This is a genomic window from Pseudomonas arabinosi (genome assembly GCF_047758675.1).
Lineage (GTDB): Bacteria > Pseudomonadota > Gammaproteobacteria > Pseudomonadales > Pseudomonadaceae > Aquipseudomonas > Aquipseudomonas arabinosi.
The window spans coordinates 6154966-6170095 of the sequence record NZ_CP180480.1 but is presented as its reverse complement, the minus strand read 5'-3'; the positions used below and the strand labels follow the sequence as shown (position 1 = coordinate 6170095).

Annotated in this window: 11 protein-coding genes; all 11 read right to left on the bottom strand. The window is 59.6% G+C overall.

The genetic code is table 11. The features are described from left to right. On the bottom strand, positions 1 to 1452 hold the full coding sequence (locus tag ACMXYJ_RS28690; RefSeq protein ID WP_415757859.1) for a mannose-1-phosphate guanylyltransferase/mannose-6-phosphate isomerase: 1452 nt from the start codon (positions 1450 to 1452) through the stop codon (positions 1 to 3). A 105-nt stretch (positions 1453 to 1557) separates the two neighbouring features. After that, positions 1558 to 2211, bottom strand: a complete 654-nt coding sequence (locus tag ACMXYJ_RS28685) for an alginate O-acetyltransferase AlgF (RefSeq protein ID WP_415757858.1) — start codon at positions 2209 to 2211, stop codon at positions 1558 to 1560. A 14-nt stretch (positions 2212 to 2225) separates the two neighbouring features. Continuing rightward, entirely contained in the window at positions 2226 to 3401 is a 1176-nt protein-coding gene (locus ACMXYJ_RS28680; protein WP_415757857.1) for an alginate O-acetyltransferase, read from the bottom strand. 11 nt (positions 3402 to 3412) lie between these two features. Beyond that, positions 3413 to 4978 carry an MBOAT family O-acyltransferase gene (locus ACMXYJ_RS28675; RefSeq protein WP_415757856.1) on the bottom strand — a complete coding sequence of 522 codons (1566 nt, stop codon included), beginning with the start codon at positions 4976 to 4978 and terminating at the stop codon, positions 3413 to 3415. A gap of 209 nt (positions 4979 to 5187) precedes the next feature. Next, entirely contained in the window at positions 5188 to 6321 is a 1134-nt protein-coding gene (locus ACMXYJ_RS28670) for a mannuronate-specific alginate lyase (protein WP_415757855.1), read from the bottom strand. 10 nt (positions 6322 to 6331) lie between these two features. Then, positions 6332 to 7780, bottom strand: a complete 1449-nt coding sequence (locus tag ACMXYJ_RS28665; RefSeq protein ID WP_415757853.1) for an alginate O-acetyltransferase — start codon at positions 7778 to 7780, stop codon at positions 6332 to 6334. 10 nt (positions 7781 to 7790) lie between these two features. Then, on the bottom strand, positions 7791 to 9380 hold the full coding sequence (gene algG / locus ACMXYJ_RS28660) for a mannuronan 5-epimerase AlgG (RefSeq protein ID WP_415757852.1): 1590 nt from the start codon (positions 9378 to 9380) through the stop codon (positions 7791 to 7793). A gap of 26 nt (positions 9381 to 9406) precedes the next feature. Beyond that, positions 9407 to 10894 carry an alginate export family protein gene (locus tag ACMXYJ_RS28655; RefSeq protein ID WP_415757851.1) on the bottom strand — a complete coding sequence of 496 codons (1488 nt, stop codon included), beginning with the start codon at positions 10892 to 10894 and terminating at the stop codon, positions 9407 to 9409. Next, positions 10891 to 12297: an alginate biosynthesis TPR repeat lipoprotein AlgK gene (algK, locus tag ACMXYJ_RS28650; RefSeq protein ID WP_415757850.1), complete on the bottom strand. Its 1407-nt coding sequence runs from the start codon at positions 12295 to 12297 to the stop codon at positions 10891 to 10893. Before algK ends, ACMXYJ_RS28655 begins: the two co-directional genes overlap by 4 nt. A 12-nt stretch (positions 12298 to 12309) precedes the next feature. Then, the gene (locus ACMXYJ_RS28645) at positions 12310 to 13479 is read right to left on the bottom strand and encodes a PilZ domain-containing protein (RefSeq protein WP_415757849.1); all 1170 of its coding nucleotides are present in this window, start codon (positions 13477 to 13479) and stop codon (positions 12310 to 12312) included. A gap of 35 nt (positions 13480 to 13514) precedes the next feature. Continuing rightward, a complete protein-coding gene (alg8, locus tag ACMXYJ_RS28640) occupies positions 13515 to 14996 on the bottom strand; it encodes a mannuronan synthase (RefSeq protein WP_415757848.1) in 1482 nt (493 codons plus the stop codon). Between the last annotated feature and the right edge of the window lie 134 nt (positions 14997 to 15130).

The window sequence follows — 15130 nt, the reverse complement described above, 5'->3', positions numbered from 1 at the left end:
TCACTGCGCGATGGTTTTCACCGACACGCCGCGTTCGATCGGGTTGGAGCGACCGTAGATATCTTCAAACCGCTCGATATCGTCTTCGCCCAGGTAGCTGCCCGATTGCACTTCGATGATTTCCAGCGAGATCTTGCCCGGATTGCGCAAGCGGTGGACCGAGGCGATCGGGATGTAGGTCGACTGGTTTTCAGTGAGCAGGAACACGTTTTCGTCGCAGGTCACTTCAGCGGTGCCGCTGACCACGATCCAGTGTTCGGCGCGGTGGTGGTGCATCTGCAACGACAGGCACGCGCCCGGTTTGACCGAGATGCGCTTGACCTGGAAGCGGCCGCCCATGTCCACCGAGTCGTAGGAACCCCACGGACGATAGACTTCGCAGTGGGTCTGGGTTTCGCTGCGACCCTGCTCGTTGAGGGTGTTGACCATCTGTTTCACGCCTTGGACCTTGTCCTTGTGGGCGATCATCATGGCGTCCTTGGTTTCGACGACCACGATGTTTTCCAGGCCGATCACCGACACCAGTTTGCCGTTGCCGTGGATCATGCAGTTTTTGCTGTCCTGGATGACCACATCGCCTTTGGTGACGTTGCCGTTGGCGTCTTTTTCATTCACTTCCCACAGCGACGACCAGCAGCCGACATCGCTCCAGCCCGCAGTCAGCGGTACAACGCAGGCGCGCTGGGTTTTTTCCATCACCGAGTAGTCGATGGAATTGTCCGGGCAGCAGGCGAAGGTGGCGGCGTCGAAGTCGATGGTGTCGGCATCTTGTACGCTGCGTTCCAGGGTCAGCAGGCAGGTGTCGTAGATGTCCGGATCGTGCTTTTTCAGCTCTTCAAGGAAACGGCTGGCGCGGAACAGGAACATGCCGCTGTTCCAGAAATAACCGCCGGACTCGACGAACTCGGTGGCGCGTTTCACGTCCGGTTTTTCGACGAAGTGCGAGACGCGGCTGACGCCTTCCGGCAGCAGCGAATCATTGGTCGACTTGATGTAGCCATAGCCGGTTTCCGGTTTGGTGGCCGGTACGCCGAACAGCACCATTTCGCCGTTCTCTGCAGCGACCGTGGCCAGGGCCAGCGCGCGTTGCAGGGCTTTCTGATCTTCCAGCACGTGGTCGGCTGGCAGCACCAGCATCAACTCGTCGCGACCTTCGTTGACCAGCATCATCGCGGTCAGCGCAACGGCCGGAGCGGTGTTGCGGCCAAACGGTTCCATCAGGATGCGCTGGGTGTCCAGGTTACGGGCACTCAGTTGCTCGTTGACGATGAAGCGGTGGTCCTTGTTGCAGACCACGATCGGGGTGTCCATGCCTTCGAACACCAGGCGTTCCAGGGTTTGCTGGAACAGCGTGTGTTCGCCGGTCAGGGCGAGAAATTGCTTAGGGAATTGCTTACGCGAAAGCGGCCAAAGACGTGAGCCACTACCACCTGACAAGATTACCGGAATCATGTTGTTACTCCTTAAAATCGATTGGGTCAGAGCTACTGCGTTCTGTCGTTTCACTCTTGTTCTTATTCCGTGTCCGGGTAGCCCGTGGGCTACCCGGCAAAATGATTAGCGCGTCGAAACCGGGCGTTTCACCCAGACTGGCGACAGGCTGCTGCCGCTGCCGGTGACGTACAGCACCGCGGCTTCGCCTCGTTCCAGGGCAACTGGCTTCACGTCGCCGACCTTGGTGGCGCCGTCGTACAGTGCCAGGCTGACTTTAACCGGGTTGATTTCACGCTCGCCGCGGCCTTTGGCCGCCACGGTCGGAACCACTTCGGTCTTGCCGTCAGCGGTTTTCAGGGTCAGGGCCTTGTCGCTGAGGTTCTGCACGCGAACCAGGGATTTCTGCTTGTTCTTGAACGGCGGCTCTTCGATCAGTTGCGGTGCGCCGCTGGCGTTGTTGACCAGGGTGTAATAGTGGTCACCGGCCAGTTTCACCGGCAGGGATTGGCTACCGACCTTGGCGCTGTAGTCGCCGCCCGGCATGAAGCTGAAGTCACTGCTGGACAGCGGCGCGACTTCGCTCAGGTTGGTGGTGCCGACGGTGGCGCTGACTTCAGCGTTACCGGCGTTGTAGACACGTACGAAGCTTGAACCTTTCGGTGCAGTCGGGCCGTAGAGTGCGGCGTCGCCAGCGAAGGCGGACATCGACAACACGCTCATGCCAGCAACGAGAGCGAAGGTCTTGGCGAGACGGCGAGGAGTAGTAGTGAAAGTCATGGTGTACCTCTCTTTCAGTTTTGCGCCCGGTCGGGCGTCTCGGATTTAGTGTTTGCGGCTACGTTTTGTTGGCGAGCACCGGCTTCTTTGAGCTCTGCGACCCACTGCGGGTCGGCGTCACCGATTTCGTTGTTCACAGGCAGATAACGTTCAGGAAACTCCCAGATCAGCACCTGTGGCGGGCTGTTCTTGAAAGCATCACTTTTCAGATAGGTGAGCATCGGCAGAATCGGGCCGTGGCCGTCTTCGGCGTAATTGACCACGTCGCTGTTCAGCGCCTGTTTCAGCGCACCGACGAAGTTCCAGTTGGGGTTGGCGCTGTAGCTGGTGCCGATCAGGGCCACCGGCACTTCAGTGTTGGCGAACAGGGCGTCATCAGCGGCAGGCTGGTCCTGCGCCGCAACGGTGTTGCGCTTCTGCAACGGCTCTGGTTTCGGCATCAGGTTTTCGAATAGCGGGTCCAGTGGCAGGAACAACCGCAGGTCGCCCTTGTGCGTCACCTTCTCCGCAGGTTCAGTGACGAAGTGCTGTGGCTCGCCGCTCAGCGGGTATTTGTCGGTAATGGATTTCGCCAGGGTCTCGGCAGCGATTTGCGCGCCTTCCGGGGTCCAGTGAGTGTCGGTGCGCAGGAACACTTGCTGACCGTCCAGCTTGGCTTTCAGCATCGGGCCGAACAGGTCGGGAGCGAGGACCTTGTTAGCCGCCACACGAGCGTGGAAGTCCTCATAGAGGTTGGCGTGGATGCTCGAAGGCTTCACTTCACCCAGGTGTTCCGGGTACAGGCGAGTCTTGGCCGGCACGATCGCCATGACCAGTTTCACGCCTTTCGCCTTCAGTTCCTGGCGCACGCCTTCAACCAGCGCGTAGTTACCTTGCAGGTTCAGCTCTTCGTTGACGATCGGGTTGAATTCCTCATCGCTGTACAACCACTGATCGCGGCCGAGCACGACGCCCGGACGACCTTCGTTGAACAGTTTGAAATCCAGCGCAGCCCAAAGGTTGGTGCCCAGGCGCTTGATCGGAAACTCTTCGTCGTAATGCGTTTCCACGGCTTTGGTCCAGCGGCCGTTGAGCACCGTCGTTTCGGCAGAAGTACTGAAGCCGAGGAAACTGCGCGTGGACCACACGCCAAGGACCAACAGCGTCACCATGAACAGGGCGATGTAGAGGATGCGTAATGAGCGGGTCATAGTCAGATCCCTCAGAACTGGAAGTAAAGGAACGGCGAGAAGCTTTGCGCCGAGAGTTTGAAAATCGAGGCGATGAACAGCACCAGTACCAGCGTGCGCATCACGTAACGAGACCAGTCCGCAGTCCAGTAGGCCGGTTGCACAGTCGCTTCAACGCCGACGGTGTAGCCAGGCTGGTGGATGCTGCCCGGGTTGTCGCCCGGTACGGCTTTGATCATTCCAGGGGTCGCGGCAGCCGGGCCATCGGCCTCGACGTTCACAACAGGCTTGGTCTTCTCAGGCGGCAGGTTGCTGTAGAAGTCGCGGATGCCGAAGAACGCCAGGGTCATGTAAGCCACCACCAGGGTCGCCACTTGCAGGCCGGTGAGGCTGGCCGCGTTGAGTTCAGACAGTGACCATTCGCCGAAGCTGAACATCGCGCCGTACATACGACCGGCAACGTGCAGGTTTTCCGAGCGGAAGATCACCCAGCCCATGACCACGAGCAGGAAGGTCAGCGCCCAGCGGATCGGGTTGATGCTGCGCGGCGAGGTATTCAGGCCGAGGGCTTTTTCGATCGCCAGCCACATGCCGTGCCAGGCGCCCCAGATGATGTACGTGATGTTCGCGCCGTGCCACAGACCACCGAGCAGCATGGTCAGGAACAGGTTGCGATAGGTCATCAGCGTACCTTTACGGTTACCGCCCAGCGTGATGTACAGGTAGTCACGCAACCAGGTGGACAGGCTGATGTGCCAGCGACGCCAGAACTCGGTAATCGACTGGCTGATGTACGGCTGTTTGAAGTTTTCCATGAAGCGGAAACCCATCATCAAGCCCAGGCCGATCGCCATGTCGCTGTAACCGGAGAAGTCGAAATACAGCTGCGCGGTGTAGGCCAGCGCGCCGAGCCAGGCATCGCCCGTGGTCGGGTTCTGCAAGGCGAAGCAATGGTCGGCCACGACCGCCAGGGTGTCGGCGATGAAGACCTTCTTGATGAAGCCCTGCATGAATCGCGTCGCACCTTCGGAGAACTTGTCGAGGGTGTGGGTGCGGTTGTTGAACTGGTCGGCGAGATCGCGGAAGCGCAACACCGGACCAGCGATCAGGTGCGGGAAGATCGCCACGAAAGCGGCAAAGTCGATCAGGTTGCGGGTCGCCGGCGTGTCACCACGGTAGACGTCGATGATGTAGCTGATGGACTCGAAGATGTAGAACGAGATCCCGATCGGCAACAGCACGTGGGTCAGGATGAACGGCGACAGACCGACGGAGGTCATCATCGCGTTGATGCTGTCCACGCCGAAGTTGGCGTACTTGAAGTAGCCGAGAATGCACAGGTCGACGGCCACGCCCAGGAGCAACCAGCGTTGTGCCGGTTTGGTCCGAACGCCTGCGGCACCGACTTTGAGGCCGATCCAGTAGTTCCACAGCGTGACGGCTGCGAACAGCGCAAGGAAGTCCACACGCCACCAGGCATAGAACATGTAGCTGGCGATCAGCAGCAGCAGGTTGCGATAGCGTATTCCGCTTAAGTAGTACATGCCGAGAAAGATCGGCAAGAACAAAAACAGGAACACGTTGGATGAAAATACCATCCCGGTCTCTCCATGTTTAACCAACAGTCAAGGGCCGCAGCCCCCCCAAACCCCCCACCGAAAACCGGGGGAATATCACTCAACTCAAATCTTGCACTGACCCTGTGGGAGTGAGCCTGCTCGCGATAGCGATCTGATATTCAGCATCGATGTCGACTGACACTCAGTCATCGCGAGCAAGCTCGCTCCCACAGGTTTTGCGTTTGGCGCTAGGAGCCTTTTTTGCCCTTCTCATTCGCCGGGTCGTAGACCTTGGTCAGGTCACCCCCGAGGCGAAAAGTCTTGAACGGCTGCATCTCGTGCTTTTTCTCAAGCACATCCGGCGAGCAGGTGTAGAGCGTGCAGAACGGTTCGAGCCAGGAGAATTTCGAGTCGTCTTTCAGATCGGTCATGTCCTGTTCCTTACCGTTCTTGTTCTCGAATTCTTCCGGGTCTTCGACACCGGCGAGCACTCGATCACCCAGTCGTTTCAATGCGCCGTTGTTTTCCTGACGCAAGTCCACGCCGTTGACCTGAGCGAAACTGGCGATCATCGCCAGCGGCGGCAGGGCATAGTTGTGATAGGCGAGGGCGCGTTGCTGGCGCTTGAGTTCGTTGGGCAGGAAACCCTGGGCGTCAATCTGATTGGCGCCGACCTTGAATTCCTTCACCGACCAGTCGAACAGATCGCGGCGGTTGGTGGCGATGGACGTTGCCATCACCGACCAGGCGGACCAGTACGAGTGGTTGTTGGTTTTTTCCAGCGGCAGGTTGTCCCAATCGCTGACCACCTGATCAGCCATTTTGCTGAACCAGGCTTCAATCAACTGCGCCTCTTGCTGGTGGTTCGCCAACGGCTGCGACTCGGAGAACTTCAGGCGGATATAGGACGACGCCATGCTGCCCAACGCCCATTTGCGCATGGACTTGCCGGTGTGGTTGAAGTCCTTGGACATCAACGCATCGGCCTTGGCCCAGGCGGTCAACCAATTCAGGGTGCATTCCAGCTGTTCCGGACGCCCGTCACGCATGTACTGCATTACGCGCTTGCTGGTGCCGCGCTCAATCTTGGTGATGTCGGCCGTGGTGTCGCGGAAGGCTTTTTCCGATGCCTCGTTCAGGGTCGAACGGGCCTTGTCGGAACCTTCGTATTTGCTGCGAAATTGCAGCGAGCCGGTGTACGGCGTCGGCATCGCATCACAGCCTTCGCTCTTGCCGCCGGTTTTGACTTTTTCAATCGGCGCGAAGTACCCCTGGGGTGGACGCAGTGGCGCGGCGGCCTGGGTGGCTCCGGCGAACATCGCCAGAGTCAGCAGGGAGGGCGCGATCAATCTTTTCAAAGTTCGGGTTTGCATGCATGTCATAAGAGTTGCCTCATTGCCCGGCCTGAGCGGTACGCTGCCCAGCGCCGGGGAACACGTTGCGTTTGCAGATTTTCGCTTCGACTTTCTGTGGCGCGGCACCTGCTTCAGGGCCCTGGATTTCGACGGCCAGCAGATTCTGCGAGGCCCAGTCTTCGTCCGTGCGCAACTCAAAGGCGAAACGCCCGTCGGTATCGGAGGTTTCCGGTTTATCGATCTTGATGTCCTCGTGGCGACCGTTCATGTACCAGAGGGTGGCTTGCAGAGTTTTCACCGACGGATCGGCGAAGCGGATATCAACCTGGTGACTGCTGTTTTGCAGGTTCAGGTTCTTGCTGTTGACCATCAATTCGTTTTTGCCCGGTTTCAACGTGGTGCTGCCGGTCATCTGTGCATCCTTTCCTTCGCAACCGTTGTCCAGCAGCGCCATCATCTGGCGGTAGATGGTTTCCTGGTCGAGGCGATAGAGCGGCGAGAATTCCCAGATCAGAATCTTCGGCGGCTTGGTCTGGAACTCTTCGCTGCCCAGGTACTGCAGCATCGAACCTTCCAGGCCACCGCCGGGGAACGCCACGTTGAGGATGTCGGCGCCGATGGCCTCTTCAAGGAAACCGGCGAAGTTGTAGTTCTTGCCGCTGTGGCTGGTGCCGACCAGGGTGATCTCCGGATTTCCGGAATCGCTGAACAGATCGCCATCAGCTGCTTCGCCTTTCGGCTCGGTGGTGAACTGATCCATGTACTGGATCGCGTAGCTAGTGCCACAGAGTTGACCAGCCATGTTGTGTAACGTTCCGGTCTTGCCCATGCGACCCGACTTATGGCTCTCGAATTCGCGCTTCGGAACGTCAGCGAACTCAGGCAATTGCTTGATTTTCTCGCCGACGATTTTCGCCGTGCGTTGGGCGCCATATGGCGTCCAGTGTTGGTCGCCCTGGAAGTAGAAATCGTGGGCCGGCAGGGTGTCAGGCAGCGACTCGTTGGTCAGCGGTGACAGGTCCGGCACGGTGTAGCCCATGGCGGCGAAACGCCCGAGCATGGTCTTGTAGTTCCTCAAGGCCTTGTCGAAATCGAACTTGGCCTTGTCTTCCGGGTTGAGCTTGTTGCGGTTCACCAGACCACGGGTCGGCTGGTAAACGATGACCAGTTCAATGCCTTTGCTCTTGAACGCATCGTGCAGTTCTTTCATGCGTTTGTAGCCGGCGGGTGTGGTGTCGAACTCGGTGCGCAAGTCTTCTTGCGTACGGAACAGCCAATCGCCCTGAGCCTGCACCAGCGTGGTGAAGTTCTGCTGGTAACGCGTGGTGTAGTTCTTCGCGTCGTGGGCTTCCGGGCACAGGTTGCAGCACGGTTCGGCGCTGAAGGCCGGTGCTTTGGCTTCATCGGCACGAGCGCCGCCGCTGGCCGCGAGAATGCCGGCGGTCAGGGCCGACAAGCTGAGTAATTTGATCAAGTGTGAGTGCATAAAATTATCCTCAGTCCCGCATTTCGGTCTGGCGTTCGACAGGGTCGATCAGCACGGCTTTCTGCTGGCGCACCAGCAGGTCGAGAATTTCATCCTGGCGCTCGCCGAGAATCCCGTTGAAGCTGATGCCGCTGGATTTGGTCGGTGCGAGCATGGACACGCGATACAACTCGACGCTCAGCGGCGAGTCGATGGACAGCGGGCCGCTGCCGTTGCCGGCCAGTTCGCCGCCGACCACGATCAGGGACACCTGGGCATCGAACGGGTCGAGCTTGATGTCACGGTCGGTGTCGGTCAGGTCCTTGATGTGTCCGTAGACACCGGTCAGGCCGTTGGCCATGGACAGGTTTTCGTAGAGGCGGATGTTCACGCTGTTACGAATCCGGATGCCGTGGCGCTTGTTGCTGATCACTTTGTTGCCCCACAACAGGTTGTCGCCACTCTCGTAGAGGGTGATGCCGTCGGTGTGGTTCTTGTAGATCTCGTTGTAGGCGATCAGGTTGTTGACGCTGTTACGGTCGATCACCAGGCCCGACAATTTGTTGTCGTAGCTGCGGTTGTTGAAGATGAAACTGTCGTTCACTTCGCGGGAAATAATGATCCCGTGCTTCTTCTTGGTCCCGAACACCGTGTTGTCGGCAATGATCAGACCGTGGGAACGGTCATGCGGGTCAATGCCGTAGACGATGTTGTCTTTGTAGGTGTTGCCCTTGACCACAAAGTCGCGGGTTTCGTAGCAGTAGAAGCCGTACCACATGTCCGAGAACTCGGAGCCGACGATCCAGCCGCTCGGTTCAGGGCGCTTGAGCACCTTGGCCATGTTCGGCGTGTATTGGGAAATACTCACGCCATAGGACTTACTGTTGGCGTAGCCGAAACTGGCGATCTTGCTGTTGGCGATGTAGGTCTGGGTGCCGCCCCAGGACAGCAGGAACGGACGGAATTCCTTCGGCGACTTGAAGACCGCCGGGCCGTTTGCCTTCTCGCTCCAGCCAGTGATTTTGGTATCACGCACAAACAACTGGCCGTCGTTGACCAGGAACGAACCGCCCTCTTGGGACAGGCGCAGTTCCTGGGTCTGCTTGTCGATTTCCAGGATGCCTTTCTCACCCACCACGATCGGCAACTTCGCCAGGAACACACCCGGCGAGGTTTCGCTGAAGTACTGCTTGGGTACTTTCTTGGCCAGATCCTTGAGGTTCATGTAGCCGTCGTCGACGAAGATGGCCTGCGGGATACCGTGCTGACGCACCACCCATTCGGCCATCTTGTTATCGCCGCCGATGAAGTCCTTCAGGGCGTTTTCCTGCATCATCCGGCGCACACTGATCTTGCCGGGCTTGGTGCGCACGACTTTCGCAGCGATGGCTTCGGCGGTGTAGCCGGAGGTGTCCGGCAGTTTCGGCTTGGCCAACTCCAGCGGCGCGGTCGGGGCGCTGCTGACGGTGTAGGTCTTGGCCTGTTGCAACCCTTTTGCAATGGTCGCCGGTTGCCCTTTTTGAACGGGCGAGGCCGGCTCCACTGAGGCGAAGGCTGCCGTGCTGGCCAGCAACATCGCGCCGGCCAGCAAGGTTATCGAGCCTCTCTTCGGACTGTTCATGTCAGGAACTCCCTTAGCGGTTCGCATCAGAAGCGCCAGATCACGTCGATAAACGCGCGGTGCATGTACGAGTCGACGCCTTTGCCATACGCATCGCCGGGCTTGAACACACCGCCACGCAACCGCACCAGGGCCGAAGGCTCATCGATCGACTGGCTCAAGGAGGCGGGCAGCAGGCCTTGCTTGAAGTACTTGGTGACGACCACGTCCATTTCCTGGCCGAGGTCTTTGTTGCCATCTTCCAACGGCAGGGACGTGCTGGAGAGCACGGCGCCGGTCACGTCGTCGGTGTCGTTCTGGACGGCGTTGATGCCGTTGCTGCCGACCGGCTTGTTGCCGTCGACGCGCCAGAATTTGTGGTAGATCACACTGGCGTCGTATTCGTCGTTGAGCATCCACGAACCGAACAAGGTAGCGCTCTGCATGTTGTTCGTTTCGCCACGGAAGGCTTCGCCGAAACGGTGAACCCGCGAGCGGGTACCGGTGTAGTTCGAGCGGTTGCTTTGCAGGCCGTTCTGTTCGTAATCGGCACTGGCACGGGCATAGGCTGCACCGACTTGCCATTGCGGATCGAGGCGCAGACGCACGCCCAGGTCCGTGGCCCAGCCATCAACATCGCCACTGGTTTTGGCTTGTGCTGGAGCGGTGCCATCGGCGTTGAGCGGGTTGACCTTCTCGCGGTCGCCGCTCATACCGGTCACGCTGCCCCAGTAATTGACGGTGTTGGTGTTGCGCCAGTTATAGGCATCGCTGTCGGCAGTAAGGCCGATCCAGCTGATATCGCCGTTCTCTTTCTTGTCCAGAGAATCGGCGGGAACGCCTGGCTGCGCGGTATCGAGCTTGCCGTCATCGTGAGTGTGGTGACCACGAATGCCGACCCAGTTACCCGGGTTCCACTGGTACGCCGCATCGGCGTAAGCGTGCAGGCGATCCTTGTCCTTGGGTGCGAGCTCTGTGAGGTCGGTGCGGTACTCGCTGAAGCGCTCGGCAACACCGGCGTTGGCGCGCAACAGGGTGGTGTCGAAGGTCCAGTTCAGGGCTTCGATGTTGGTGTCGCGCCATTGGCCGTCGTCATTGCGCAGGCGCTGACGACCGAGCTTGAGAATCTCGCCGGGGTAGGGCGTAAGGCCGCTGTAGCCGACCCAGAACTCACGCATCGCCAGGTAGTTTTTCTTGCTCTTGCGATCACCGCTGTCGGTGGCCTGGGTGCCGTCGCTGTCGGACTGTTGCAGGGTGTCCGTCTCGATGATGTCGGTGGACGTCACGGCCTGACCCATGGCGTAGCCGCTCCAAGCGCCGCTCTCGCCATAAATCCATGGACGCAGGTCGAGGCCGACGCCGTTGACGTCGCCGCCGCTCGCCGTACCGAGGTCAGTGTCGTCTTCGGACTGGGCGGTGACTTTCACGTCAAGGCCGTAGTTCTTGCTTTCAGTCAGGGCCGCCAGGGTCGGGCACGACCACAGCAGGGCGAATGACAGGCCAATACCGGCCTTAACGAATGGATTCAACTTCATAGGGATTCCTCGCCGTCTTCTTCTTCCAGGGCATGCAGTTCCAGCGTGTTCTGACTCAAGGCACCACGAACGGCCTGTTCTTGTTTCAACAGGCGTTGGGCCTCGGCGAGCTGGGCAGGCGGCAGTTGGGCTTCGAGTGTTTGCGCAAGCTCGGTGGCTTGCGGGGTGTTCTGGGCTTTGGCCAATTGGCTGAAGACATAAGCGTTAAGCGGGTCGGGCCGGGTGCCCTTGCCTTGGGAGAACAGTTGGGCAATGGCGAAGTCGGCGCTGTTCTGGCCGTTACGCGCAGCCTTGAGCAGGTGATCCAGCGCTTTTTGCGAATAGACCTTGCCCAGGTAACCGCGACGGTAGATCTGGCCGAGGTAGTAATCGGCGGCCACTTCTCTGTCGACGGCTTTCTTGAAATGTTCTTCGGCGACCTTCGCGTCGGCCGGGACCATTTTGCCTTCGTAGTAGAGCTTGCCCAGCAACAGTTCGGCGCGCGGCTGGTCGGCGGCACGGCCGTTGTCCAGGTACTTCATCATCGTGTCGACGTCACCCAGTTCCGGGAAGTCGTAGAGCAGTTGCGCCAGGCTGACCCAGGAAGCGGGGTAGCCGGGTGCGATACCTTCCAGCAGCGACTGAGCGGTTTTCTCATCGGTCGTGCCCAGGGATGCATCGCCCAGTACACGAGCCACGCTGTCCACCCGCTGGGCGGAAACCGCGCCGCGAGCCTGAGCGGCTTGCATTTGCTTGATCAGCTCGGCCTGTTTCTCTGGCTGGGCTTTTTTCTGATAAACCGTGGCCAGTTCGACGTAGCAGATGTCGGTGGTATTCAACGCGGCTTTGCAGATCGTTTCCACTTCGTCCAGATGCTGGTCGTAAGTGCCCTGGGTGCGATAGAGCAGCACTTGGGCCAGGCCCGCTTCCGGCTTGCCTTCGGCGCGCCATTGACTGATCTGCTGTTGCGCATTGACGTTCGGGAAACTGTGCGAGTATTGCAGGTAAAGCATGGCCAGCGGGATCAGGGTGTTGCCTTCGCCTGCGGCAGTGGCTTTCTTCAACAGGCCTTCGGCTTCGTGCTGTTCGGCTTCGGTAGAGCCGGGTTTGGCCACCAGCAGACGACCCAGGCGAGCCTGGGCTCGCGGCGAGACGCTGGCCGCAGCGCGATAAGTCGCCTCGGCTTTCTTGAGCTGCGCCGGGTCACGGCTGTCGACCTGGATATCGGCGAGGCCAACCTGTGCTTCGCTGTAGCCCAGGTCTGCCAGTTGCTGGTAATTCTGCGCCGCCAGCGTGGTATCACCGCGCTTGAGGGCTTCGTTGGCCAGACGCTGGTCGGGCAGGCCGGCGCATCCGGCCAGGGCAATTGCCATGGCCAGAGTCAGCGGGACTGGCAGGATTCTGAGTGGGCTAGTCACGGGCATGTCCTCTTGTTTTTAACGACCGGCGGCCATGGCTTTGTCGATCAGCCAGTTCAGGTTCGGACCACGGGTGGCGTTGACTTCAACCGGGCGACCGGCGAATTTGCTGTCCAGCGGCTCGTCAGGCTTGATCTGCACGCGGATGTCGGACGACAGGTCGGCGCTTTTCAGGCTGGTGCTGCTGACGATCGTGCCGGAGCGGGTTTTGTCTTCGCCGGCGATCTGGAAGCTGACCGAGCTGCCTGGCAGCACGTCGCCGAACTGGCGATAGGAGAAGCGCGCTTCAATGTTGGCTTCGCTGTTACGCGGCACCAGTTGGAAGATCACGTCGCCCTTGTTGGCGTACTGACCGTCGGCGACCAGTTGCTGCGCTACGGTGCAATCGCACGGCGACGTCAGGGTGCCGGTCATTTGCTTGCCGAACAGTTCTTCAACCTTGGCCGGTTGTAATTGATTGTCGTCAAGATGGCCCTTGAGCACATCGAGCATGCTGGTGCTGAAGGTCGCCAGCGGCGCGCCTTTGGCGGCAACGCCGTCGGCCTTGATCAGGCTCTGCACCGTGCCGTCGCGCGGCATGGTGATGTTCATGCCCGCTACGCTGACCAGACCGGCCTGGGCGTGGCTGACGAAGTACATGCCGTACACCGACTTGAAGATGAAGCCGAATGCCGTCAGGCCGACGAGGAAAATCGCGAGGCTGAAGGTCACTGCACGCAGGCGACCGAACGGGGTCATGCCGTGGCCGCCATCCTTGTTCTTGCGCGCCTTGGTGAAGTTGTCGCGTTGCAGGGTGGCCAGCACTTCACCCATGGTGACGATGTCGCCGGCCAGGTGAGAAGTGATCAGGTGGCGCAGGGTGGAAATGTCCTGGGATTCGAGGTTCTGGAACTGGCAACCGGTACGACCGGTTTCGCGGTCGTGGGAGCGCACCAGTAACTCGACGTCCATGGCCAGGCCGAGGTTATCGATAACGAACTGCAGGCGAGCCTTGTACACATCGCCGATCTTCAATGGCAGCTGACCGGCGTTGAAAGCCAGGCCGCCAGCGGAGAGGTCGATGACCCGGGCTTCTACCGGGGTCCGGTCAGGACCGTAGAAGCGCAGCTTGGCAGGGATTTTCACCCGGGCGTGCTGGCGCTGGGCTTCTGATTCATGCACTACGTTGGCGTTGACGGCGGTATTCATATGGACGATTTCCTAGTTAATTCAGGCGAGTTCGGTCAGACCATCATCAGCAGCACAGCAACAAAAATGCTGCCGGCGGAGAAGGTCATGGTCCGAGACGACCAAGTGTTGAACCAACCTTGAAAGCTGGCGAGATCACGGGTCAGGGAAGTGGGCTGGCGAGTCCAGGACTGTCGGTCGAGGCGGAAGAACACGTAGATCTTCACCAGCGCGCCGACGATCTGGTTGTAATAGAGAATCGCCGGGTAGGCCGGGCCGATCGTGTGACCGGACAAAGACAGCAGCACGGTCAGGATCAGGCGGGTAATGCCGATCCACAGCAGGTAAACCAGGATGAACGCGGCGCCGTATTTGAAGGTGGCGATGAGCGCGACGGTCAGGCCCAGCAGCGACGTCCACATCGACACACGCTGGTCGAACAGCACCACCGAAGTGAACAGGCCGAGACGTTTCATCCCCAGGCCCAAGGCGCGGGAGTTCTGCCGCAGGTTGTTGCCGTACCAGCGGAACATCAGTTTGCGACTGGCCTTGATGAAGCTTTTTTCCGGCGGGTGTTCCACGGTGTGAATGGCGGCGTCTGGCACATAAAACGTGTCGTAGCCCAGGCGCATCAAGCTGAACCAGCTCGACTTGTCATCACCGGTAAGGAACTTGAAGCGACCCAGGCGCCAGTGTTGCAGCGAGTCGCTTTCCACGTCGGCGATGAAGTCCGGGTTGGTCACCACAGTGGCGCGGAATACCGACATCCGCCCGGTCATGGTCAGCACGCGCTTGGACAGGGCCATTGAGCACATGTTGATGTGGCGCTGGGCGAAGCGCAGTTTGTGCCACTCGCTCATGATGTAGCCGCCGCGCACTTCGCAGAACTCGTTGGTGGTCAGGCCGCCGACATTGCCGAACATCTGGAACCACGGCACGGTCTTGAGCACGACGCCTTCAGCGAGCACGGTGTCGCCATCGATCACTGCAACCACGGCGCGGTCGTCCGGCAGATGGCGGGAGATGGCGCGGAAACCGTAAGCCAGGCCGTCGCGCTTACCGGTGCCGGGAATGCGCACGAAGTCGAGCTTGACGCGAGCCGGTGGATTCATTTTGGTCCAAAGGCTTTTCACCAGCTTCTCATCGGACATTTCCACGATGGAGCAGACCATGGTGGTCGGCAGGCCGCAGTCGATCGCTTCGCGAATCACCGAGGCGTAGACCTGGGCGGTGGTCAGTGCGTCGATACGAAAACTGGTGACCATCAGAAACACATGGGACGGGTCTGCCGCTTTACCCAGCTTGCGCACTTTGCGCCGCAGGTGCGGGTAGACCACGTACAGAAACAGCATGCCGCGCAAAAAGTGCGTAGCACCCATCGAGTAGCGCCAGATACCGACGATACCGATCAGGAAGATGAAGTCCTTCGACTCGGAGTCGAACGTGGACGCAGGCAACGCCATGGCGATGCCCATCAAAATACTTAAGTAAAACAGCCAACCGGCGACCTGAAGTAGGCCGTGCTTTAGCCTGTGCATAATCTGCATCCGTCTCTATCTCGGGCGAGCCTGTGGGGTGGCCCGATGGGGTTAAGGCAGGCTTACGAAAACTGGCGACATCCGGTCCGGATGACGCCAGAAATCCTGTAGGAGCTGGCGAAGCCTGCGATCTC

Coding starts and splice junctions, on each gene's coding strand:
- ACMXYJ_RS28675 (WP_415757856.1), bottom strand. CDS start 4,978: ATGGTATTTTCATCCAACGTGTTCCTGTTTTTGTTCTTGCCGATCTTT.
- ACMXYJ_RS28655 (WP_415757851.1), bottom strand. CDS start 10,894: ATGAAGTTGAATCCATTCGTTAAGGCCGGTATTGGCCTGTCATTCGCC.
- ACMXYJ_RS28670 (WP_415757855.1), bottom strand. CDS start 6,321: ATGACATGCATGCAAACCCGAACTTTGAAAAGATTGATCGCGCCCTCC.
- ACMXYJ_RS28685 (WP_415757858.1), bottom strand. CDS start 2,211: ATGACTTTCACTACTACTCCTCGCCGTCTCGCCAAGACCTTCGCTCTC.
- algK (WP_415757850.1), bottom strand. CDS start 12,297: ATGCCCGTGACTAGCCCACTCAGAATCCTGCCAGTCCCGCTGACTCTG.
- alg8 (WP_415757848.1), bottom strand. CDS start 14,996: ATGCACAGGCTAAAGCACGGCCTACTTCAGGTCGCCGGTTGGCTGTTT.
- algG (WP_415757852.1), bottom strand. CDS start 9,380: ATGAACAGTCCGAAGAGAGGCTCGATAACCTTGCTGGCCGGCGCGATG.
- ACMXYJ_RS28680 (WP_415757857.1), bottom strand. CDS start 3,401: ATGACCCGCTCATTACGCATCCTCTACATCGCCCTGTTCATGGTGACG.
- ACMXYJ_RS28690 (WP_415757859.1), bottom strand. CDS start 1,452: ATGATTCCGGTAATCTTGTCAGGTGGTAGTGGCTCACGTCTTTGGCCG.
- ACMXYJ_RS28665 (WP_415757853.1), bottom strand. CDS start 7,780: ATGCACTCACACTTGATCAAATTACTCAGCTTGTCGGCCCTGACCGCC.
- ACMXYJ_RS28645 (WP_415757849.1), bottom strand. CDS start 13,479: ATGAATACCGCCGTCAACGCCAACGTAGTGCATGAATCAGAAGCCCAG.